The following is a 20,122-nucleotide window of genomic DNA, read 5'->3' as shown; positions in this document are numbered from 1 at the left end:
GATGAAATAAAAAAGGTAGGTGGGAGCTCAACTGCCCGTAAACGCCCGATTCGTGAGGGCTAATAATCAGTGGGGGGAACATCCCCCACTGATTAAAGTTTCACTTTATTTTGACTCGTCTTAGGAGGGAAAGTAATGAAGGTTCAAAACCCTTTTCCATATACAAACGACAATAAACGTTATCATACATGGAATTACCACTTACGAAATGAATTTGGTGAAAAAATCTTTAAAGTTTCATTAGATGCTGGCTTCGATTGCCCGAACCGTGACGGTACGGTTGCTTACGGTGGTTGCACGTTTTGTAGTGCTGCTGGATCTGGTGACTTCGCTGGCGATCGCCGCGATGATGTTATAACGCAATATCATGAAATGAAAGAAAAAATGCACTCAAAGTGGAAAGACGGAAAATGTATCGCTTATTTTCAGGCTTACACAAATACACATGCACCACTTGAAGTGTTAAAAGAAAAATTCGAACCGCTTCTAGCAGAAAAAGACGTTGTCGGTCTTTCTATCGCAACTCGTCCAGATTGTTTACCAGACGATGTCGTTGAATATTTAGCGGACTTAAATAAACGTACGTACCTTTGGGTTGAACTCGGACTACAAACTGTTCATGAACGCACTGCAAATCTTATTAACCGTGCTCACGATTATCCATCTTATGTGGAAGGCGTAAATAAATTACGCAAACATGGCATTAGAGTTTGCTCTCATATTATTAACGGTCTTCCACTTGAAGATTACGACATGATGATGGAAACAACTCGTGAAGTAGCGAAGCTTGACATACAAGGAATTAAAATTCATTTACTTCATTTATTAAAAGGAACGCCAATGGTGAAGCAATATGAAAAAGGACAACTCGAGTTCCTTTCTCTTGAAGATTACGTAAGTCTCGTTGTTGACCAACTTGAAATTATTCCAGAAGATGTAATTGTGCACCGCATCACAGGTGACGGTCCGCCTGATTTAATGATTGGCCCAATGTGGAGCTTAAATAAATGGGAAGTATTAAATTCCATCGATGCAGAATTTGTACGCCGCGGAAGCTGGCAAGGAAAATATGCAAATGAGGAGAAACAAAAATGAAATTAGAACGTGTATTACCGTTTGCTCGCACACTGCTGCAAACAGCAGTAAAAGAAGGCGATTACGCTGTAGATGCAACGCTCGGCAATGGACATGATACTTGCTTCCTAGCTGAAATCGTTGGAGATAGTGGAAAAGTATTTGGATTTGATATTCAAAAAGAGGCAATTGAAAGCTCTACTATCCACCTAAAAGAAAAGGAACTTTTCGAACGTACTGTTTTAGTTCACGACAGTCACGACACACTCTTATCCGTATTACCAGAAGACGCAAAAGGAAAAGTAACAGGCGCTATTTTCAACTTAGGTTACCTTCCTGGTGGTGACAAGCATATCGTTACAAAACCGAACTCAACAATCTCGGCGATCGAGCAATTATTAGAAGTAATGGCACCTGAAGGTATCATCGTCCTTGTCATTTACCACGGACATCCAGAAGGACAAGTAGAACGCGACGCTGTTCTCAAATTTGCAGAAGAACTCGACCAAAAACAAGCTCACGTTTTGCGATACGGCTTCATTAACCAGCAAAATAACCCACCATTTATTGTGGCGATTGAGAAGCGATAAAGTGAAACTTTAATCAGTGAGGTTTACTGTCCGGCAAATAGCAGGATAATTATATCAACGATTTTTCAGATATATCGATCCTTCGACAAAACATAACAAAAAAAGACGTGCATTCATTGCACGTCTTTTTCTTATTCTCCTATATAATGGATGTATAAAATATTTGAAGAAAGAAGGATAGAACTTTGCTAGTAGAACTAAGGGGAATTCAAAAGAAGTATGGCAAATCACTTATACTAGACAACATCGATTTATCCATTCCAGAAGGAGAAGCACTCGCTATTATTGGTGGGAACGGGACTGGAAAAAGTACTTTACTCAAAATAATTGCAGGCTTTATTCCACCTACGGCAGGGACACTTCAAAGAAAAGAACATATACAAATCGGTTATGTCCCTGAACATTTTCCTGAAGGAATTCGTTTTACATTAGAGGATTATTTATATCATCTCGGCCACATTCACGGTTTATCAACAAAATATTTAAGAAATAAAATTCCGATGCTCCTTGAATCTTTTCATCTGCATCATGCAAAGCATTACGTTGTACGAAACTTTTCAAAAGGTATGAAACAAAAAACAGGCATTATGCAAGCATTACTTACGGACGTCGATTTATTAATTCTAGATGAACCTCTTTCTGGGCTCGACCCTAACTCTCAGCAAGAATTAGAGCATATTTTACTCTCATTAAAACAACAAGGCATATCTATACTCTTCACATGTCACGAAAAACAACTACTAGAAAACTTCGCCGATAGAATTGTGACATTAGCAAATCATACAATTGCGGAAGATACCTCTGTGCAAAAATCAACAGAACAGGTCTATATTGAGGCAATTGTTCACGAAACATTTTCAGCTATAGAACTACAAAAGCAATCAGGATTTATACAAGTTACACACAATTCAAATCAAAACCTCATTCAATTACAAATCGAAAAGGAATATACAAACGAAATGCTTCAGTTTTTATTACATAAAAAAGCATCTATTACACTGCTACAGCCTAATTTTTAAATCGAAAGAAGGTTTATTATGTTTGCGCTTATTCGTTACCATTTTCTCGACTACACAAAATCGTATAAGTACATTCCTCCTATTGCGATGTACTGCATAAGCTTACTTTTTGTATATACATATAAACCAACTCCAATTGTACCGACATACTTAGAAACAGCACTCGCACTTTATTTATTATCTGCCTGGATTACAGTCACAATTTTTCATACTGAAGATCCTGTACAAGAACAAATCACTATTTCACATACAAATAATATTTCGGCATTATACGTTGGTAAATATATTACGGCTCTTCTTATTTGTACTGTTTTATCTTTTATATCCGTAATCTATCCAATTATTTTGCAAATGTTTAATGAAAAAATGACAGCTTCTTTATTTCTAGTCGGATTTCTCGCTCACATGTCTTTATCTATACTAGGAATTTCAATCGCAACATTATTTACTAGAAATATTATTCAGAAAGCAAGCACCGCTTGGCTTAGTCTTACATTTATATTACTTATGACGATTGCCTCAATCCGGTTAAAAAAAGAGTTACTATGGTTTTTACCACCTGTCGAAAGCTTTATAATGCTTGGACAATACAAATATAATATACTTACTCATACTCTATGGCTTACAGCTTGGGCTATCGTATATTCATTTTTATTACTTACTTTATTTCTTTTTCTCGTTCGCAGAAAACGTTTTTGATTACATATTAAAGGGGACTAAACAATGATTGGAATACTAGCAGGAATGGGTCCAAAATCAACCGGACCATTCGTCGATACAGTTGTAGCAAAGTGCCAAACAATATATGGAGCAAAGCATGATATGGACTTTCCTCATATGATGATTTATTCGTGCCCAACACCGTTTTATATGGATCGCCCTATTGATCATGCGGCGATGAAAAAAGCGATTATTGAAGGAGCGCAAAAACTTGAAAGTACTGGTGTAGATTTCATCGCAATGCCATGTAATACAGCGCATCTTTATTTCGAGGAATTACAGCATTCTATTACCATTCCTATTTTGAATATAGTCGATGAGACGTTAAAAGCAATTCCTGAAAATACAAAAAGAGTCGCTCTTCTTGCAACAGAAGCGACTGTTCAAGCAAGTATTTATCAAGATGGAATTACAAAACGTGATATAGAGTACATTCATCATGAAAAATGGCAGACAATGATTAATCAAATTATTACTTGTATTAAAAGCGGAAAAGTTGAAGAAGCTCGCAAATTATGGAGTGTGCTCGTTTTACAGTTAAAAGACGAAGTAGATACCGCTATTATCGCATGTACCGATTTGAATGTGGTGGTGAGTGAGGACTTTGTTGATTCCGCTCAATGTCTTGCGAAAGCAGTTGTTAGGATCTATGCATCAAATATAAAAAAGTCTTCATAAACATAGAACACATCCTTTTTAAAATGTGTTTTATGTTTGATAAAAACAACCAAAACTTTTAACTTTTTTCACAATTCTTTCAAAGTAATCACACTTAATCTCGCTATATTAAATAAGTAGTTTATTCATATAGGGAAGGTTAGGGGAACTGAAGTATGAAACAAAATCGTTCGCTTCATTATATTTTTTGGAGGTGGCATTTTTACGCCGGGCTTTTTATTACGCCGCTTCTTATTACATTGTCACTGAGCGGAATTGGGTATTTATTTCGGGAGGAAGTTGAAGATTTCATCTATAAAGATTTATATTTTGGGAAGAGCGCCCAAACAGAGTCTATTTCGATGGCTGATTCGCTTTTCTTAACAGAGAAAAAATATCCACATTATAGTGTGGCGAAAATTAGTGAGTTTAATGGGGATTATAATACGAGACTTACTATTGCAAATGAATATACTGGGCAACAAAAATATGTGTATTTAGATAGCAATAATCAAATTGTTGGAGATCAAAATGCAAGTGAAACTTTTGCCAATATAATGCGGGAATTACATAGTTCTCTTTTAGTTGGTGGCACTGTCGTCAACTATACTGTAGAGCTTGCGGCATGCTGGACAATCTTTTTAATTGTGACTGGATTGTATATGAGTATACTCCAATTCAAAAACACACCCGCATCCACTAAGCGAGAAAAAGCAAAACGACGTCATTCTATTATCGGTATTATATTTACAATTCCACTCGTTTTGTTAGTCGCATCTGGATTGCCGTGGTCAGGATTTATGGGTAACCAAATTTATAAAATCGCATCATCGAATGAATCAATCGGATATCCGAAATTGTATATGGCACCACCTGAATCAAAGGTAAAAGAATTACCCTGGGCAACAAGAAAAGAAGCTCCTCCTGAATCGAATTCAAATGAGCCAAAAGCAATTTCTGTCGATGAATTACAAAAAGGAATTGAAATAAAGAAGCCATACGTTATCTCACTACCGACTGATCCGAAAGGTGTATTCACTGTTTCGAAATCAAGTGGTTCTGGTATTACGGGTATGGATGTGGCACCAAATGAAGAAATAACAGCTTACTTTGATCAATATAGCGGAGAACTCATTTCGAAAACGGACTATCGTGATTATGGATTATTTGCACAATGGTTCACTTACGGTATCCCGCTTCACGAAGGACATTTATTCGGATGGCCAAATAAAATATTATGCTTACTAACGACGTTATCTTTATTACTTCTCATTTATTACGGAATAAAAATGTGGTTAGCAAGAAAGCCAAAAGGAAAATTAGCAGCACCGCCAAAGCAAAGAGATAAGAAAAGCACATTCGTTTTCTTTATCATGATGGTTATACTAGGCGCTGTCATGCCTTTATTCGGACTATCTGTTTTAGTTATTTTCGCGATTGAACTTCTCATATATGTATTTTTAAAAATACGATCATAGTAAAAAGGGACAGTCCAAAAAATCTAATTTTGGACTGTCCCTTTTTCATTATGGAGCAAAATTGCAACAGCACATGAAATTATATCGACTTAACTACAAAATACGACAATAGGAAAAGACCATCCCAAAATACCTTTTGAGATGGTCTCTTCATCACTGCGCCATTTTCTTTCGGTACATCTTCCCGTTCCAATAGAAGAATCGTGAAGTAAGCCCTCCGTATTTTACAATGCGCCGTGCCATTTTGTGCATATTCTTTTGTGCTGATACTTTTTGATCTGATAAATAAATACCAAGTAACCCTCGGCTTATGAGACGATGAAACTTCGCATGAGGTAAATCACCAATGCTCTTCTCTGCTTCTTCTACAAAATGTTTCATACGATCTAATATAGCTTGCTCGTTTTCATAATAACTACAGAAATTCAAATCTCCGCCGATACGGTCTTCTTCTTGATCGATGAAATAATCAAGTAAAATGTGAAGTCCTTGTACGTATGGAAAATACCCTTGTCTAATTTTCACAATATCTTCATCATGTAATTCATCATGAAATGCATATGCGACAAGACAGAAAATTCCAAGCGTCGAACCCGCACATGCTGAAAATTCAAACCAACTCATCGGTGGTAAATTTTCTTTATGCGCTTCAAACCATGTTTTTAAGCGTGGTTCTCTTTCTTCTAACTTCACGTGTTTATGAATTTGCAAATCACAATAATAACAAGCAAGTTCATGAAGAATTGGAGCAATTTTATCATAATGCTTCGTTTTCTTTAAAACATCCTGACATGTTTCAACAAGCTCATCTAAATAACCACCATCATCTTGATCATCACGATAACGATAATAGTTACCGCCCCCTTCAACTTCAGGGCTTAATGCCATTACCATCGACTCATGAAGAGCCGCAAAGTCTTTCGGGTCAAGTGATGTACTACGATCACATAAATTATCTAAATAGTCGCTAATCGTTTGATAAGCTACGATAAAACGAATACATTCCTCTCGGTGTTCATTTGCTAGTAGCGCTAAAATGCCACCGCCCTCGCAATGAAACGTTTTATTCTCAATACTTGCGATTGCCTGACTATGAAGCTCGTCATTCGGAATATGGTAGGCACGCTCTTTCCACATCGCTAGCTCATGGTGTACTACCGGAAACACATCACGGTATACTTTCGCCATGAGCGTTATGGGATTACTCGGTACGTTCACTTCTTCCTTCATCTCCTCTATTCAATGTACAAATAATTTACTTATTTGTTTCTATTATGTTATTGATGCGTATTTCAGTAAATGACTGAATATAATTCAAAATTTCATCACGCTCATACTCATTTAATAACTCATGATAACAATTCGGCCATTCTTTAAAAGCCTTATCACTTATTTTAACATTATCAAACCAAGTACGGACACGTGTTTTATCTACAAGTTTATCCTCACAAGCCTGCATTAGCAAGAGTGGAACGTCTGGAAAATCGCCTATTTTTTTATGCGCAATTTCGATAGACTTAATCAATTCACTATACCAACGTACTGATACTTTGCGCAAGAACAATGAATCATTCTCCATCGCATCTCTTACTTCATGATTACGAGTTGACATTTCCACTGTAAGATTCGTTGCAAATTGCAATTTTGGAGTAACAACATTTAATATTTTTGAGGCAGCTCGAAGCGGAGCAGAAGGTCCAGTTAATACACCTAAACATGGTGAACTTAAAATAATACCATCTACATCTTCTCTCTTCGTTTCTTGCATCATACGAATGACAATAAGACCACCCATACTATGACCAAATATAAAAATAGGTAATCGATACTTCCTTGCCTCTTTCACCCATAATTTAACTTCCTCTATGTATTCATCAAATGAATCAATATGTCCTCTATTTCTCGAAGTCGTTCCATGTGATGGAAGGTCTCCCATCACAACGTGGTAGCCGATATGATTCCACATTTCCGCTATAGCTTCGTAACGTCCGTGATATTCCATTGCGCCGTGCACGATAACGACTACAGCTTTCGCTTCCTCTGCTTCATAATTCCACATACGGACCTCCTCCATTTCACTCTTTCTCATAATTTGATACACTAAAACTAGTCTCTAGGAAAGGAAGGCTTTACATGATATACCCTTACAAAGAAAAAAATCCGAAAATTGCGAGTAGTTCTTTTATCGCTGACTATGTTACCATTACAGGCGATGTTTCCATTGGTGAGGAATCAAGTATTTGGTTTAATACAGTCATACGCGGCGATGTGTCACCAACAATCATTGGAGACCGAGTAAATGTACAAGACCAATGTACACTTCATCAAAGCCCGCAGTACCCTCTTATTTTAGAAAACGATGTTACAGTTGGGCATCAAGTTATTTTACATAGCTGTCATATTAAAAACGATGCTTTAATTGGAATGGGATCTATTATATTAGATGGTGCTGAAATTGGTGAAGGAGCCTTTATCGGTGCTGGTAGTCTCGTTTCACAAGGAAAGAAAATCCCTCCTAATACGTTAGCTTTCGGTCGCCCTGCGAAGGTCATTCGCGAATTAACAGAAGAAGACCGTAAAGATATGGAACGTATCCGCACACAATACGTTGAAAAAGGACAATATTATAAATCGTTACAAAAGTGATTTTATCGCTGCCATAAGACTGGCAGCTTTTTTTATGAAAAAATCTAACTTTTTCTTTACAAAACCTTATTATCCCCTCAATAAAATCTTATTAAAATAGAAGTTAATAACTCCATATATATGTAAATGAGGGAGGAAAAATCTCATGAAGGTCAGTGGACTATATAAAATAGAATGTTACATCTTCAAAGGAATTAATCGCTACTTTGATCAAAAAACATTAAACATCTTTTTCAGCAATATTACCCATATCGGTGGTGCAAGTTTTTCCATTGCACTTACCCTATTCTTTTTAATTTTCGCAACAGGGAATTTGCATCAAGCTGCAATTGCAACTGCTATTTCTTTAACAATTAGCCATATTCCTGTGCAAATATTAAAAAGATGGTATCCACGAAAACGCCCTTATTTAACAATTCAAGATGCGAAATATCCAGTACAGCCTTTAAAAGATCATTCTTTTCCATCCGGACATACAACGGCTGTTTTCTCTGTCCTCATTCCATTTATTTGCTATAATCCAAACTTGCTTGCTTTTCTATTACCGTTAGCATTATGCGTCGGTATTTCCCGTATTTATTTAGGGCTTCATTATCCGTCAGATGTATTTGTAGGCATGTGCCTTGGCACTTGCTCTGGCATCATCTCTTTTTATCAACTCATTCCACTCATGTAAAGGAGCGATATGATGAGAGTCGCCATATTTACCGATACATTTACACCACAAGTCAACGGTGTGGCGAAAACTTTGGAACGTTTAACTAAATATTTTCAAAAAGAAAATATCGCCTATTCTGTTTTCGCCCCTCAGCATACGGCAGAAGATAATTTCGTAGCGAATGTGAACAAAATGAGAAGTATCCCGTTAACAATATTATATCCAGAATGTCGCTTTGCCTTTCCTACTCCGCGCATTAAGCGGGAACTTCTTGCCTTTAAACCTGATATCATTCACATCGCTACGCCTTTCAATATGGGACTTTGTGGGTTATATTATGCCAAAAAGTTAAATATCCCAGTTGTCGGTTCTTATCATACTGATTTTGACGCCTATTTACGCTATTACAAAATCGAATTTCTCTCCAATATGCTATGGAACTATTTAAGGTGGTTTCATAGTCATATGCAAAAAAACTTTGTTCCTTCTCCTGAAACATTACATCAATTAAAGAAAAAAGGATTTCAACAGCTCTATATTTGGGGACGTGGTGTAGATTGTACTCTCTTTCATCCAACTTACAATAAAGACCTATTCCGAAAAAAATATAATATTACAGCGAAATATATTCTTTCCTACGTCGGGCGCCTTGCTCCTGAAAAAGATATCGATACTCTTCAAACACTTATTAAAACGACAAACAAAGAACGTGACGACATTCATTGGCTCATCGCTGGAGACGGGCCTCTAGCAACAAATTTGCGTGAAGCTGTTCCGAAAACAAATGTCACTTTTACTGGATATTTACAAGGCACGGATTTAGCTGAAGCATATGCTTGTTCTCATATGATGGTATTTCCATCAGCTACTGAAACGTTCGGAAATGTCGTACTTGAATCATTTGCATGCGGTACACCTGTCATCGGAGCAAATAGTGGCGGGGTTAAAAATATTATTACAGATGGAAAAACGGGAATTCTTTGTCCACCAAAAGATATAGATTCCTTTCTATCCTCCATCCATTCTTTATTGCAAAATGAAGATCAACTTATGCAAATGGGCATAGCAGCTTCGTCTTATGCTAAATCAAAAAGCTGGGATGAGATCCTTCGTGGCTTACTTGACCAATATGCAGAAGTCCTTCAGCACACTGCATCAGAATTACTCGCTTAAACAGAAAAACTCCCTTCCCAAAAACGAAGGGAGTTTATTACACAGTTATAAATTTTAGTTTAATAAATGATACATAAGGTGAAATATCATTTCATTCCTATATTCATTATAACAAAAAGATACATAACTAAACAGACTTGTAATAAAAACCCATAAAAATTAATATATGGTTATACAGTATTTTTTACTGTATGGTGATTTTAAGAAATCCCCTTAAAATCAACTTACTCACATACCTTTATACAGCAATTGTTCTCCAATTTCTGTATATCAAAAAACCTTTCATTCATTTGAAAGGTCTTTTTGAGCCTGCACATATTCTTCTTTCGTATTCACATTTATAAACCAATCTACATTCGCTTGTACATCTTCACCAGCAATATATTTCACATTACATTGTGATAAAAGCTGGCCCATACTTCTTTTTTCTTCTTGAAGCAAAGCATAAATCTTTTCTTTCACGCGGTTATTATACGCTGCAAGTAACGGTTGTTTTCTTCCATTAATAATAGGGACAACAGCATCATATTCATCGCTCGTTTGCTCTAATAAAATGGTAATCCATTCATTTGAAACGTTCGGTGCATCACAAGGCATGATAATATACCAATCTGAATCTATGTATTCCATTCCTGACACTATTCCAGCAAGTGGCCCATTTCCTTTATAGTGCGACATATCTTCTATAACTGGAACTTGTACTAATTGCTCTACTCTCTCTTTTATATCAGTATGACTAATAACAACAACATCTTGCAAAATACTTTCCATTACTTGCACAATATGCTCAACAAAAGTAGTTCCCTTCCAAATCGCCAATGCTTTCGGTTCTCCGAAACGACTAGACTGTCCGCCAGCTAATACAATTCCTGCAATTTTCATTGACGATGCAACTCAAATGTAATATGACCTAATTCCGGTAAAATTAACTTGTTCATCGCAAGACGAACCGCTCCGCTAGACCCTGGCATCGAAAAGACAACTTTACGCCCGATTGTACCACCGATTGCTCTACTTAACATCGCACTACTTCCGATATCTTCTAAGTAACTTATCATACGGAACAACTCACCAAATCCAACAATTTCTTTATCTAATAACACTGACACTGCCTCAATCGTTACATCACGTTTCGTAATACCAGTTCCGCCATTCGTTAGCACGACATCAACATCTTCCCTATGATAACCAGCTAACACAGCCTGCTGAATACTTTCTTTATCATCTTTCACAATTTCATAAGAGGTCACTTTATGTCCTGCTTCTTTTAATAATTCATGTAATAGTTGTCCGCTCTTATCCGTCTCTTCCGTACGTGTATCGGAAATCGTTACAATCTTACAGCGTACTTCTTTTGGAGCTTGTTTTTTATGTTCAGTTACACTCATTTTTCATCTTTCCTTTCCTAAAGACTTTTCTTCATTTTATCATACATATCTTTACACAATTATGTATGAAGCCAATGATGCACCGTGATACAATATAAGTATATACGACCACAAAAAGGAAAATATACTTTCTTATACGCCTGGACTACACACCATTAGCTACTCTTTAAATCCCCTTATATTTTCTACATAGTAGATTTCATTTTAAATTACAAAATAATTTGGAGGTTCCCACACTATGGAACTTTACAAAAAATTAACAACAACATTCATCCTCTTATTTGTTGCTTCCATCACTGTCGGTTTTTCTCTAAAAGGAGCAATTCCATACGCCACATTAGTGAGTATTATATTCGCAACGCTATTTTTACTGAGCAGTGCTTTTTGCGCAGGAAAAGTACGCCAACTGAAAGGGTGACCGTCTATGTTCCGTAAGAAACCAATCCTTTGTAAATCATGTGAAAAGGAAATACAAACGTATGAAAAAGCGTGGATTCATATGCCATTTCCGGCAAGTGGTATGACAAATATGAAGAAGTATATTGAGCTAGACGGGGAAGTTTATTGTAGTTCTTGCATTCAAGTAGTAAATAAAGTGAAACTTTAATCAGTGGGGATTTTGTTCTTCCCCACTGATTATTAGTTGAACCAATCGGGCTTTTACGGGCAGTTAATGCGGGATAAAACCAAATAAAAAAAGCTTTGCGACACGCGCAAAGCTTTTTTTTCATATATTATAGACCAGCTTGCTCTTTTAAAGTAGCTGCTTTGTCTGTACGTTCCCATGTAAGATCTACATCAGTACGTCCGAAGTGGCCGTAAGCTGCTGTTTGTTTGTAAATTGGGCGACGTAAGTCTAGCATTTTAATAATACCAGCTGGGCGAAGATCGAAGTTGTTACGAACTAGTTCTACTAATACGTCTTCAGATACTTTACCAGTGCCTAATGTATCAACTGAAATTGATACTGGTTGTGCCACGCCAATTGCGTATGCAAGTTGTACTTCTGCTTTGTCAGCAAGACCAGCTGCTACGATATTTTTCGCAACATAACGAGCTGCATATGCTGCAGAACGGTCAACTTTCGTTGCATCTTTACCAGAGAATGCACCACCGCCATGGCGAGCGTATCCACCGTAAGTATCAACGATGATTTTACGTCCTGTTAAACCAGCATCACCTTGTGGTCCACCAATTACGAAGCGGCCAGTTGGGTTAATGAAGAATTTCGTTTCTCCATCCATTAATTCTGCTGGAACTACAGCTTTAATTACGTGCTCTTTTAAATCGCGATCGATTTCTTCCCACGTAACATCTGGATGATGTTGTGTAGAAATTACAATTGTATCCACACGTACAGGTTTACCATTTTCATCATACTCAACTGTAACTTGCGTTTTTCCATCCGGACGTAAGTATGATAATGTGTCATCTTTACGTACTTCAGTTAAACGACGAGCTAATTTGTGAGCAAGCGAGATTGGAAGTGGCATTAATTCTTGTGTTTCATTACATGCGAAGCCAAACATTAAACCTTGGTCTCCCGCACCAATTGCCTCAATCTCAGCGTCAGTCATTTGACCTTCGCGTGCTTCTAGTGCTTGGTCAACACCCATAGCGATGTCAGCAGATTGCTCATCGATAGATGTTAAAACTGCACAAGTTTCTGCATCGAATCCGTATTTTGCGCGTGTGTAACCAATGCCTTGAATTGTTTCACGAACGATTTTTGGAATATCTACGTAAGTAGAAGTCGTAATTTCCCCCGCTACCAATACTAAACCAGTTGTTACAGTTGTTTCACAAGCTACACGTGCATTTGCGTCCTTTGCTAAGATCGCATCTAAAATTGAATCAGAAATTTGGTCACAAATTTTATCTGGATGTCCTTCAGTTACAGACTCAGATGTGAACAGATGACGTTTTTTTGTCATGTGGTAAACCTCCCTACAGTAATTGTATATATTGTACGGAACTCATCCTTAATTTGCCACAAACTGCGACATACATTTATTCTCCCACACAAGCATACAGAAAAACCTTTCCTACTTAACATAGAGGAAAGGTTTAATTTGCTACTTGCATACTGCTTTTTGCCCTTTGCTCTTATCGTTCGAGACCGTTAGCCTCGCACAGGTTTTAGCACCTATTCACCTGTATTTACCACTACAAGTGAGGTTGCTGGGCTTCATCGGGCCTGTCCCTCCGCCAGCTCGGGATAAGAGAGTATCCGTCCCAACCTATACTAAAGAAATGATATTCATTTGTCAATTAATATTCACATTTTCCTGAAAGTTTTTCTCAATACCCATAGAATGAAATATTAATAGGGAAATGATACATTCACACAAACAAAAATAAATAAATAGTATACATTATTTATATAATTGTGTTATACTATTGATGGGGATTACGAGAAATATTTCATTAAATGAAAAGGATGGTATATAAATATGAGTACTGTGAATGTCCAAATTGGTTTACATGAATTATTGAACGGAAGCAATGCACAGATTCAATTAAGTGTTCCGCAATTAGTGGAAAAAGTATTAATGCGAAACGAAGGGAAATTAACTTCTACTGGTGCCGTTTCTGCTTCAACAGGAAAATACACAGGACGTTCTCCTAAGGATAAATTTATTGTGAAGGAAGCATCGGTTGCTGACAAAATTGCTTGGGGAGCCGTGAACCAACCGATCTCTGAAGAACATTTTAATAAATTATATATAAAAGTTTTAGAATACTTAAAAGAAAAAGAAGAGTTATTCATCTTCAAAGGATTTGCTGGCGCTGATCGCAACTATCGCCTACCAATTCAAGTTGTTAACGAATATGCATGGCATAATTTGTTTGTACATCAATTATTTATTCGTCCAAATGAAGAAGAATTAGCAACTCACGAATCAGAGTTCACAATTGTTTCTGCACCAAACTTCAAAGCAGATCCAGCAATTGACGGTACAAATTCTGAAGCATTCATTATGGTTTCATTCGAAAAACGTATCGTACTAATCGGTGGTACAGAATACGCTGGAGAAATGAAAAAATCAATCTTCTCTATTATGAACTTCTTACTACCTGAACAAGACATTCTTTCTATGCACTGCTCTTCAAACGTAGGCGAAGAAGGCGACGTAGCACTATTCTTCGGTTTATCTGGAACAGGCAAAACAACATTATCTGCTGATCCAAACCGTAAATTAATCGGTGACGATGAGCACGGTTGGTCTGATAACGGCGTATTCAATATTGAAGGCGGTTGCTATGCAAAATGTGTAAACCTTTCTCATGAGAAAGAACCACAAATCTTCGATGCAATCAAATTTGGTTCAGTTTTAGAAAACGTTGTCATTGATGGTCAAACACGCATCGCTGACTATAACGATACTACTTTAACAGAAAATACACGTGCTGCATACCCTATGCATGCGATTGACAATATCGTACTGCCAAGTGTTGCAGGACATCCAAATACAATTATTTTCTTAACTGCTGATGCATCTGGCGTATTGCCTCCAATCAGTAAGTTATCAAAAGAGCAAGCTATGTACCATTTCTTAAGCGGTTACACTAGTAAGCTAGCAGGAACAGAGCGCGGTGTTACATCTCCGCAAGCTACATTCTCTACTTGCTTCGGTTCACCGTTCTTACCGCTTGATGCATCTCGTTATGCTGAAATGCTTGGTGAAAAAATCGAGAAACATGATGCGAAAGTATTCTTAGTAAACACTGGCTGGACTGGTGGCGAATACGGCGTTGGTAAACGTATGAACTTAGGTTACACTCGTGCAATGATTCAAGCAGCACTAAGCGGTGAACTTGCTAAAGCTGAAACTGCAAAACACGACATCTTTGGCCTTGAAGTACCTCGTCATGTTCCAGGTGTACCTGATGAAGTATTAATGCCTGAACAAACTTGGGCTGATAAAGATGCTTACAAAGCGAAAGCAATTGAGCTTGCAAACGAATTTAAAGAAAACTTCAAAAAATTCGATAGCGTTTCTGAAGCTATTATTAACTTAGGCGGTCCAATCGCTTAATTACAAATTTTCTGTTGGAATAACCCTTTTACTCATATGAATAAGTGTCGTGTAACCGTAAAGTTCCGCGTACTCACCGACAAAACCCAATGCGGCTTAACGGTTACACACACTTACATAAAAAAGAAGCTTACGTTAAAAACGTAAGCTTCTTTCTATATCTTATATAAAGTGAAACTTTAATCTCTTCATCTATTGCATACCACTACCCATAAACTTACAGAAAATTCATTTTATAATCATTCATTTGTAGTTTCCTATGATATAATTTACATATAAAGGAAAGGGTGAGGCCCATGAAAAATTTTTCTCGTACAGGAAAAATTTTATTCAGTTATGGAGCGATTCAAATGTTTTGGGGACTTGTGATGCTTAACGTTAATTTATTTGAGCATACAAGTGAAACGATAAAATACATTATTCTAATTACCGGAATAGTTTGTTGTATTGTATCCAACTTTTTTAAAGAACCTAAGAGTCATACTACTAAGTGATTTCATATTAACTTATTGGAAGCGGAAACCTATATTTTATACAAAGTTACGCTTCCTGTTGTACTATCCATCGCCGGATCCCTTATTCCAGAGTAAGCCAATTTTTGATTTAAATAACCAGATTTTCATATGTACAAATTACGGCTTCGAACATATAAATTATATTCCTGCTCACTACCTCGCTCTGGTTTCACACCGCATGGGGCTAAAAAAGGCTCTGACCGCTTCTATCCACCGCCGGATCCTCTGTTCCATCTAAAAAAGAAGCTCTTTTAGCTCTTTGTTAATTCTTCCTCATCCTTCATACTATAATACCCTAAATTAATAACGATTAAGAAATAACCACCCAGAATACCTACTGCAAATGCCCACATTACCATATGATGCTCAATTTCGTACATAATAATAGCACCCAAAATTGCAGCTGCAAAGCGATTAAACATACCAAGCGTCGGCGCTTTCGTCTTCTTTACTATACTATCTCCAAGCTTTTCGATACGCCTTCCTAAAATCCAAACACAATACATGCTTACAATAAGTCCAATTCCTGCACCTAGAAAATGTGCTGAAAACGGTGTTAACATCCAGCCTAATAACAGAATACCTAGTAGATAATACGATTGAATTTTAAACGACCTTAATGACATACTAATCATGTTGTACTCCCCTTCAATAGTTTTTATCTATCCAACCAAAGCTATATAACTCATTTCTTTCGAGTCCATACTACTAAAAATTCATTTCACTTAAATTTAAAAAACATAAACAGTATGTTTATGTTTTTTAAATGCTTTTAGGAAATAATATTATACAAGATTTCTAATATAGAATCCCTCGGAAATGTGACGTTTTTCAAAACATTTTCGTCCAATTATGAAAAAATTGATATCAATCTATGAACATACGGATATGATGTAATAAGCACATAAATAAAGGGGGCGTCTAATGATTTATTTTTTAATGGCTCTCATTCATCTCATTGTTCCTGCACTTATTGGACTTTCATTATATTGGTACATGAAAAAACATAGTATTTTCTATGCTGTCCTCGGTGTTCTTCTTCCAGGAATTATTCTAATTACACTCTTCCGCATTCCTTTTCTTAATTTAATCCCACTTATTACTGCCATTTTATTCCTCGTATTTTTACCAAAAATAAAAAAATAGGAAAGCAGATCATAGGTGATCTGTTTTCCTATTTTGATATAGGTTCTTGCACGATAGAATTAGCTTCTACTTTCTCTGATTTCACAAACCATAGACCGAAGAAAATGATGATTCCACCAATTATTTGTTGAAACGATACATATTCATTTGCCCATACAGCTGCAAATAAAACAGCTACAAGCGGCGTAATATACATATATACCATCGTATGTGACGCACCAATTTTTTGAACACCAACATACCACATGACTAAACCGAATACTGTTACAAAGAAAATAGAATATAGTAAAGCAAACAATGTCATTCCGTGTGTAATGTGAAATGGCATGACAAATACATGTGGACCACTTAACAATAAGAGCGGAATCGCTCCAACTAATGTCGACCATGCAGTAACACGTAATGCTGAGTATTTTTTAATAAGCGGCCCTGCTAAAACGGGATAAAGTCCCCAACATATTGATGTAATAAGTCCAATCCCATTTCCGTAGAAAGAACTAGCGAGTGAATGCCCCGCTACCAAAACTAATGTAGCACCAATAAAGGCAATCATGGAACCAACTAACTTTCGAGAAGAAAATTTTTCTTGTTTCAAGAAAATCGCAAATACAGTTGTAAAAATAGGTGAAATAGATATGAGTAAAGAAGCATTTGTAGCGGATGTGTATTTTACAGTTTCCATAAATAACGTTTGATACAGTACAATACCTACAACGCTAACGATGATTAATCTTGGTATATCTTTTCGCTCCATATAAAGTGACTTTTCGATAAAGAACGTAAGTAATAACAGTAGTGGTGCTGCTGTCATCATTCGAACTGCAGTAAACTCAATTGCTGTAAATTCTAAAAGTCCATATTTCGCAATCGTATAGTTAATCCCCCAAATAATAACGACACTTAAAATTAATAACTCAATTCCCCATCTTTTCATGCGCAACCCCCTCCGCAAAGAGAATTATACAGAAAATTCAACTATATGTACATTTCATTATGTGAAAAAATCCATAAGAAAAAGGAGCATATTATATACTCCTTCTCTCTTCATTATACTCGAACATGTAACTTCATATTCGGATTATAAAACTGGCTTGGGCTCTTCAGCTGGAAAGTCCCTCCAACTTCATGCCAATCAACTGTTAATTTATCATCCATAAATACAAGCTTTGTGCGATCTGCAATAAAGTTTAGTACGCTTGATTCGATATCTACATCGCGCTCATCTTTCTCTGAAACGGCTACTAAATCAATAATCCCGCTCATAACACAACCGCAACCTTCATTATCATAAAATAACTTTATATATTTCGTTTCACTTGGAATCGTATCCATAATCTTTTTATATGCTGCCTCTGTTACAGTAACGTACATGTGTTAACCTACATCCTCTCTTCTCGTATCATTTATATATTGTACCACCATTTTTCTTGAATCTTATATGCAGAAAATTAAGACTACTATAAAATATATGTGATAAAGTGAAACTTTAATTAGGGGGGTATCCATCCCCCTCTGATTATTAGCCCTCGCCAATCAGGCTTTTACGGGCAGTTAATGCGTGATAAAGGAAGTTGTATCACTGATATTCAAACTACAACGATATCTCATTTTCTTAGGTCTATTAGGTAGCTTTTTTATTTCTAGCGGAATGGTATTACAACATATACTTCCCTATTCTCCTTCTATTGGCTGGATTCTAGGTTTTATTTGTTTCCTATCCGCTTCTTATTTTTCCATAAAAAAACAAAAACAACTAACAAAGTAAGAACTATCTTAAGGAGGATTACCAAACATGCCAGCCTTAAAAGAAATAGAACAATAACTTAATCATTTATTACAGGAGAAATCCATTGCCATATCGACAATGATTATGGTAGGCATAAATACTCACTCATTATGGATTATGCGAAAGAAACAAATATGTCACTCATCGGTGTGTCACACTCTGCCTCTGAATATTTAGTGAAAGAGACATTGATGTATGATTGGTTTAAAGAGAATTTTGATGTAGATGTTACTTTGATTCCGCAGGAGACCTGGTGGTTATAAAACTAATAACACCTCCCCTATTTTTAAAATCTATATACACAATACGATCGACCACACAAAAATATAGAATCTACAATATATATAGTAGTTCTACTTTTAAAACTAGATTTTCAAAAATATAGAAAGGAGATAATATATGTACCAACGCAATTGCTTTAGTTGTGACGGTAGACGCAACAGCGGTTCTATCGGCGCTACTGGTGCTACTGGACCTACTGGCAATGCAGGGGCCGGTTTGCAAAGTACTACCGCTTTTAGTCTAGCAGCCGCTCCTAACTATAAAAAGGGACAAGTTGTCACTTACACGAGTAGCGGCTATGTTGTAAAAAAAGATGCACCTCAAGGATTTCCGAATGTGTCTCAAGATTATATCGTATTGGTAGAAGGTGGTCCTACCGGATCTACTGGTTCTACCGGAGCAACCGGAACTACTGGAACTGCTGGTAGTTCATCAGCGAAAAGTATTGTTTTTCAAGGGACGAATGCTGGGTTTCAACGTATAGCAGGCTCTCCGGGAATTGATTCTAACGTTATTCCATACGTAACTGCTGGAGCTGGAAATATAGTTGGATTTGCGGCATCTATAAATGTTAATAACTTACCCGCTGCTGTTTATACGATTGATATTTGCAAGGATGTCCCAACAAACCTCTCTGCTCCTACCTCTAGTTACATCCTATCTACTATTACTTTAACTACTACAGATAAAATTACGGGGACTACGACATTTTCAATTAAACCCACGGATATTGGCTCTAGACAACCTCAAGTGTATAACCCTACTCCAGCACCTGGACCTGCCACTGTAACTTGGACTAGTATTACAACCGGAAACCCTGTTTCGAGGGGGGATGCGATATCTCTTTATATTAACCCCGGGATTACGGCAAGTGCTGTATATTCTATTTTTCTAATCACTGATATATAGCCCACACTTACAAATCGTTCATTTCACAAAAACCCCGCTAC

24 protein-coding genes, 1 pseudogene and 1 riboswitch are annotated in these 20,122 nt (G+C 36.8%); of the genes and pseudogenes, 17 read left to right on the top strand and 8 right to left on the bottom strand.

Annotation, left to right across the window (positions count from 1 at the left end; translation table 11 throughout):
• Window positions 1-135 precede the first annotated feature (135 nt).
• The 6 genes from mnmL to B5P42_RS08895 all read left to right on the top strand — a co-directional run bounded on the left by mnmL (window position 136) and on the right by B5P42_RS08895 (window position 5,538).
• On the top strand, window positions 136-1,095 hold the full coding sequence (gene mnmL / locus B5P42_RS08930) for a tRNA modification radical SAM protein MnmL/YtqA (RefSeq protein ID WP_113734062.1): 960 nt from the start codon (window positions 136-138) through the stop codon (window positions 1,093-1,095).
• The gene (gene mnmM, locus B5P42_RS08925; RefSeq protein WP_113734061.1) at window positions 1,092-1,664 is read left to right on the top strand and encodes a tRNA 5-(aminomethyl)-2-thiouridylate-methyltransferase MnmM; all 573 of its coding nucleotides are present in this window, start codon (window positions 1,092-1,094) and stop codon (window positions 1,662-1,664) included. The genes mnmL and mnmM overlap by 4 nt, the downstream gene beginning before the upstream one ends.
• A 185-nt stretch (window positions 1,665-1,849) precedes the next feature.
• Entirely contained in the window at window positions 1,850-2,683 is an 834-nt protein-coding gene (locus tag B5P42_RS08915; protein WP_113734060.1) for an ABC transporter ATP-binding protein, read from the top strand.
• 18 nt (window positions 2,684-2,701) lie between these two features.
• Complete coding sequence (locus B5P42_RS08910; RefSeq protein ID WP_002067629.1) at window positions 2,702-3,382, top strand: hypothetical protein; 681 nt, start codon at window positions 2,702-2,704, stop codon at window positions 3,380-3,382.
• Between the two features lie 24 nt (window positions 3,383-3,406).
• Window positions 3,407-4,081, top strand: a complete 675-nt coding sequence (locus B5P42_RS08905; protein WP_113734059.1) for an aspartate/glutamate racemase family protein — start codon at window positions 3,407-3,409, stop codon at window positions 4,079-4,081.
• Window positions 4,082-4,236: 155 nt separating this feature from the next.
• Window positions 4,237-5,538 (top strand): PepSY-associated TM helix domain-containing protein, encoded by a 1,302-nt coding sequence (locus tag B5P42_RS08895; RefSeq protein WP_113734058.1) that lies wholly within the window; start codon window positions 4,237-4,239, stop codon window positions 5,536-5,538.
• Between the two features lie 153 nt (window positions 5,539-5,691).
• Here B5P42_RS08895 and B5P42_RS08890 read toward each other — a convergent pair whose 3' ends face one another.
• Both B5P42_RS08890 and B5P42_RS08885 read right to left on the bottom strand, forming a co-directional pair.
• A complete protein-coding gene (locus tag B5P42_RS08890) occupies window positions 5,692-6,756 on the bottom strand; it encodes a tetraprenyl-beta-curcumene synthase family protein (RefSeq protein ID WP_113734057.1) in 1,065 nt (354 codons plus the stop codon).
• 37 nt (window positions 6,757-6,793) lie between these two features.
• Window positions 6,794-7,597 carry an alpha/beta hydrolase gene (locus tag B5P42_RS08885; RefSeq protein ID WP_088032211.1) on the bottom strand — a complete coding sequence of 268 codons (804 nt, stop codon included), beginning with the start codon at window positions 7,595-7,597 and terminating at the stop codon, window positions 6,794-6,796.
• A gap of 74 nt (window positions 7,598-7,671) precedes the next feature.
• On the opposite strand from B5P42_RS08885, the gene B5P42_RS08880 reads away from it, so the two are divergent.
• The 3 genes from B5P42_RS08880 to B5P42_RS08870 all read left to right on the top strand — a co-directional run bounded on the left by B5P42_RS08880 (window position 7,672) and on the right by B5P42_RS08870 (window position 10,015).
• On the top strand, window positions 7,672-8,184 hold the full coding sequence (locus B5P42_RS08880) for a gamma carbonic anhydrase (RefSeq protein WP_113734056.1): 513 nt from the start codon (window positions 7,672-7,674) through the stop codon (window positions 8,182-8,184).
• A gap of 145 nt (window positions 8,185-8,329) precedes the next feature.
• Window positions 8,330-8,860, top strand: a complete 531-nt coding sequence (locus tag B5P42_RS08875) for a phosphatase PAP2 family protein (protein ID WP_002167520.1) — start codon at window positions 8,330-8,332, stop codon at window positions 8,858-8,860.
• 12 nt (window positions 8,861-8,872) lie between these two features.
• A complete protein-coding gene (locus tag B5P42_RS08870) occupies window positions 8,873-10,015 on the top strand; it encodes a glycosyltransferase family 4 protein (RefSeq protein ID WP_113734055.1) in 1,143 nt (380 codons plus the stop codon).
• Window positions 10,016-10,297: 282 nt separating this feature from the next.
• Here the strand turns inward: B5P42_RS08870 and B5P42_RS08865 are convergent, their stop codons facing one another.
• Together B5P42_RS08865 and B5P42_RS08860 are read right to left on the bottom strand one after the other, a co-directional pair.
• The gene (locus tag B5P42_RS08865) at window positions 10,298-10,897 is read right to left on the bottom strand and encodes a molybdenum cofactor guanylyltransferase (protein WP_113734054.1); all 600 of its coding nucleotides are present in this window, start codon (window positions 10,895-10,897) and stop codon (window positions 10,298-10,300) included.
• Entirely contained in the window at window positions 10,894-11,403 is a 510-nt protein-coding gene (locus B5P42_RS08860; protein ID WP_002034407.1) for a MogA/MoaB family molybdenum cofactor biosynthesis protein, read from the bottom strand. Before B5P42_RS08860 ends, B5P42_RS08865 begins: the two co-directional genes overlap by 4 nt.
• Window positions 11,404-11,641: 238 nt before the next feature.
• On the opposite strand from B5P42_RS08860, the gene B5P42_RS08855 reads away from it, so the two are divergent.
• The gene (locus B5P42_RS08855; RefSeq protein WP_113734053.1) at window positions 11,642-11,821 is read left to right on the top strand and encodes a hypothetical protein; all 180 of its coding nucleotides are present in this window, start codon (window positions 11,642-11,644) and stop codon (window positions 11,819-11,821) included.
• Between the two features lie 6 nt (window positions 11,822-11,827).
• Window positions 11,828-12,010 carry a hypothetical protein gene (locus tag B5P42_RS08850; RefSeq protein WP_002067721.1) on the top strand — a complete coding sequence of 61 codons (183 nt, stop codon included), beginning with the start codon at window positions 11,828-11,830 and terminating at the stop codon, window positions 12,008-12,010.
• A gap of 127 nt (window positions 12,011-12,137) precedes the next feature.
• Here B5P42_RS08850 and metK read toward each other — a convergent pair whose 3' ends face one another.
• Window positions 12,138-13,337: a methionine adenosyltransferase gene (gene metK, locus B5P42_RS08845; protein WP_002015707.1), complete on the bottom strand. Its 1,200-nt coding sequence runs from the start codon at window positions 13,335-13,337 to the stop codon at window positions 12,138-12,140.
• Window positions 13,338-13,506: 169 nt separating this feature from the next.
• Window positions 13,507-13,628, bottom strand: a riboswitch (SAM riboswitch).
• A 228-nt stretch (window positions 13,629-13,856) separates the two neighbouring features.
• Between metK and pckA the strand changes: the two genes are divergently transcribed.
• Both pckA and B5P42_RS08835 read left to right on the top strand, forming a co-directional pair.
• Window positions 13,857-15,443, top strand: coding sequence for a phosphoenolpyruvate carboxykinase (ATP) (gene pckA / locus B5P42_RS08840; protein WP_002089118.1), 1,587 nt, complete (start codon window positions 13,857-13,859; stop codon window positions 15,441-15,443).
• A gap of 296 nt (window positions 15,444-15,739) precedes the next feature.
• Window positions 15,740-15,937, top strand: a complete 198-nt coding sequence (locus B5P42_RS08835) for a hypothetical protein (protein ID WP_002089120.1) — start codon at window positions 15,740-15,742, stop codon at window positions 15,935-15,937.
• Window positions 15,938-16,209: 272 nt separating this feature from the next.
• Here the strand turns inward: B5P42_RS08835 and B5P42_RS08830 are convergent, their stop codons facing one another.
• Window positions 16,210-16,593: an ATP synthase subunit I gene (locus B5P42_RS08830; RefSeq protein WP_098779661.1), complete on the bottom strand. Its 384-nt coding sequence runs from the start codon at window positions 16,591-16,593 to the stop codon at window positions 16,210-16,212.
• Between the two features lie 289 nt (window positions 16,594-16,882).
• Here B5P42_RS08830 and B5P42_RS08825 point away from each other — a divergent pair, with 289 nt between their 5' ends.
• Window positions 16,883-17,104 (top strand): hypothetical protein, encoded by a 222-nt coding sequence (locus B5P42_RS08825; RefSeq protein WP_002015710.1) that lies wholly within the window; start codon window positions 16,883-16,885, stop codon window positions 17,102-17,104.
• Window positions 17,105-17,132: 28 nt separating this feature from the next.
• Here the strand turns inward: B5P42_RS08825 and B5P42_RS08820 are convergent, their stop codons facing one another.
• Window positions 17,133-18,038 (bottom strand): DMT family transporter, encoded by a 906-nt coding sequence (locus B5P42_RS08820; RefSeq protein WP_061688343.1) that lies wholly within the window; start codon window positions 18,036-18,038, stop codon window positions 17,133-17,135.
• Window positions 18,039-18,151: 113 nt separating this feature from the next.
• The gene (locus tag B5P42_RS08815; RefSeq protein ID WP_002089124.1) at window positions 18,152-18,475 is read right to left on the bottom strand and encodes an iron-sulfur cluster biosynthesis family protein; all 324 of its coding nucleotides are present in this window, start codon (window positions 18,473-18,475) and stop codon (window positions 18,152-18,154) included.
• A 211-nt stretch (window positions 18,476-18,686) separates the two neighbouring features.
• Here B5P42_RS08815 and B5P42_RS08810 point away from each other — a divergent pair, with 211 nt between their 5' ends.
• The 3 genes and pseudogenes from B5P42_RS08810 to B5P42_RS08800 all read left to right on the top strand — a co-directional run bounded on the left by B5P42_RS08810 (window position 18,687) and on the right by B5P42_RS08800 (window position 20,081).
• A complete protein-coding gene (locus B5P42_RS08810) occupies window positions 18,687-18,869 on the top strand; it encodes a hypothetical protein (RefSeq protein ID WP_002034443.1) in 183 nt (60 codons plus the stop codon).
• Window positions 18,870-18,931: 62 nt separating this feature from the next.
• Window positions 18,932-19,153: pseudogene (locus B5P42_RS08805) on the top strand (Nif3-like dinuclear metal center hexameric protein); the annotation flags it as partial.
• A 136-nt stretch (window positions 19,154-19,289) separates the two neighbouring features.
• Entirely contained in the window at window positions 19,290-20,081 is a 792-nt protein-coding gene (locus B5P42_RS08800; protein ID WP_113734052.1) for a collagen-like protein, read from the top strand.
• Window positions 20,082-20,122: the final 41 nt, after the last annotated feature.

It is taken from the genome of Bacillus sp. SRB_331, from assembly GCF_003264175.1.
Lineage (GTDB): Bacteria > Bacillota > Bacilli > Bacillales > Bacillaceae_G > Bacillus_A > Bacillus_A mycoides.
Note: the sequence above shows the minus strand (reverse complement) of the source record. Positions and strands in the feature narration are given on the sequence as shown.

What these genes read in the sequence shown, in the direction of transcription:
- mnmL (WP_113734062.1), top strand. Translation starts at nt 136, where the DNA reads ATGAAGGTTCAAAACCCTTTTCCATATACAAACGACAATAAACGTTAT.
- mnmM (WP_113734061.1), top strand. Translation starts at nt 1,092, where the DNA reads ATGAAATTAGAACGTGTATTACCGTTTGCTCGCACACTGCTGCAAACA.
- B5P42_RS08910 (WP_002067629.1), top strand. Translation starts at nt 2,702, where the DNA reads ATGTTTGCGCTTATTCGTTACCATTTTCTCGACTACACAAAATCGTAT.
- B5P42_RS08905 (WP_113734059.1), top strand. Translation starts at nt 3,407, where the DNA reads ATGATTGGAATACTAGCAGGAATGGGTCCAAAATCAACCGGACCATTC.
- B5P42_RS08895 (WP_113734058.1), top strand. Translation starts at nt 4,237, where the DNA reads ATGAAACAAAATCGTTCGCTTCATTATATTTTTTGGAGGTGGCATTTT.
- B5P42_RS08885 (WP_088032211.1), bottom strand. Translation starts at nt 7,597, where the DNA reads ATGTGGAATTATGAAGCAGAGGAAGCGAAAGCTGTAGTCGTTATCGTG.
- B5P42_RS08880 (WP_113734056.1), top strand. Translation starts at nt 7,672, where the DNA reads ATGATATACCCTTACAAAGAAAAAAATCCGAAAATTGCGAGTAGTTCT.
- B5P42_RS08875 (WP_002167520.1), top strand. Translation starts at nt 8,330, where the DNA reads ATGAAGGTCAGTGGACTATATAAAATAGAATGTTACATCTTCAAAGGA.
- B5P42_RS08870 (WP_113734055.1), top strand. Translation starts at nt 8,873, where the DNA reads ATGAGAGTCGCCATATTTACCGATACATTTACACCACAAGTCAACGGT.
- B5P42_RS08865 (WP_113734054.1), bottom strand. Translation starts at nt 10,897, where the DNA reads ATGAAAATTGCAGGAATTGTATTAGCTGGCGGACAGTCTAGTCGTTTC.
- B5P42_RS08860 (WP_002034407.1), bottom strand. Translation starts at nt 11,403, where the DNA reads ATGAGTGTAACTGAACATAAAAAACAAGCTCCAAAAGAAGTACGCTGT.
- B5P42_RS08855 (WP_113734053.1), top strand. Translation starts at nt 11,642, where the DNA reads ATGGAACTTTACAAAAAATTAACAACAACATTCATCCTCTTATTTGTT.
- B5P42_RS08850 (WP_002067721.1), top strand. Translation starts at nt 11,828, where the DNA reads ATGTTCCGTAAGAAACCAATCCTTTGTAAATCATGTGAAAAGGAAATA.
- metK (WP_002015707.1), bottom strand. Translation starts at nt 13,337, where the DNA reads ATGACAAAAAAACGTCATCTGTTCACATCTGAGTCTGTAACTGAAGGA.
- pckA (WP_002089118.1), top strand. Translation starts at nt 13,857, where the DNA reads ATGAGTACTGTGAATGTCCAAATTGGTTTACATGAATTATTGAACGGA.
- B5P42_RS08835 (WP_002089120.1), top strand. Translation starts at nt 15,740, where the DNA reads ATGAAAAATTTTTCTCGTACAGGAAAAATTTTATTCAGTTATGGAGCG.
- B5P42_RS08830 (WP_098779661.1), bottom strand. Translation starts at nt 16,593, where the DNA reads ATGATTAGTATGTCATTAAGGTCGTTTAAAATTCAATCGTATTATCTA.
- B5P42_RS08825 (WP_002015710.1), top strand. Translation starts at nt 16,883, where the DNA reads ATGATTTATTTTTTAATGGCTCTCATTCATCTCATTGTTCCTGCACTT.
- B5P42_RS08820 (WP_061688343.1), bottom strand. Translation starts at nt 18,038, where the DNA reads ATGAAAAGATGGGGAATTGAGTTATTAATTTTAAGTGTCGTTATTATT.
- B5P42_RS08815 (WP_002089124.1), bottom strand. Translation starts at nt 18,475, where the DNA reads ATGTACGTTACTGTAACAGAGGCAGCATATAAAAAGATTATGGATACG.
- B5P42_RS08800 (WP_113734052.1), top strand. Translation starts at nt 19,290, where the DNA reads ATGTACCAACGCAATTGCTTTAGTTGTGACGGTAGACGCAACAGCGGT.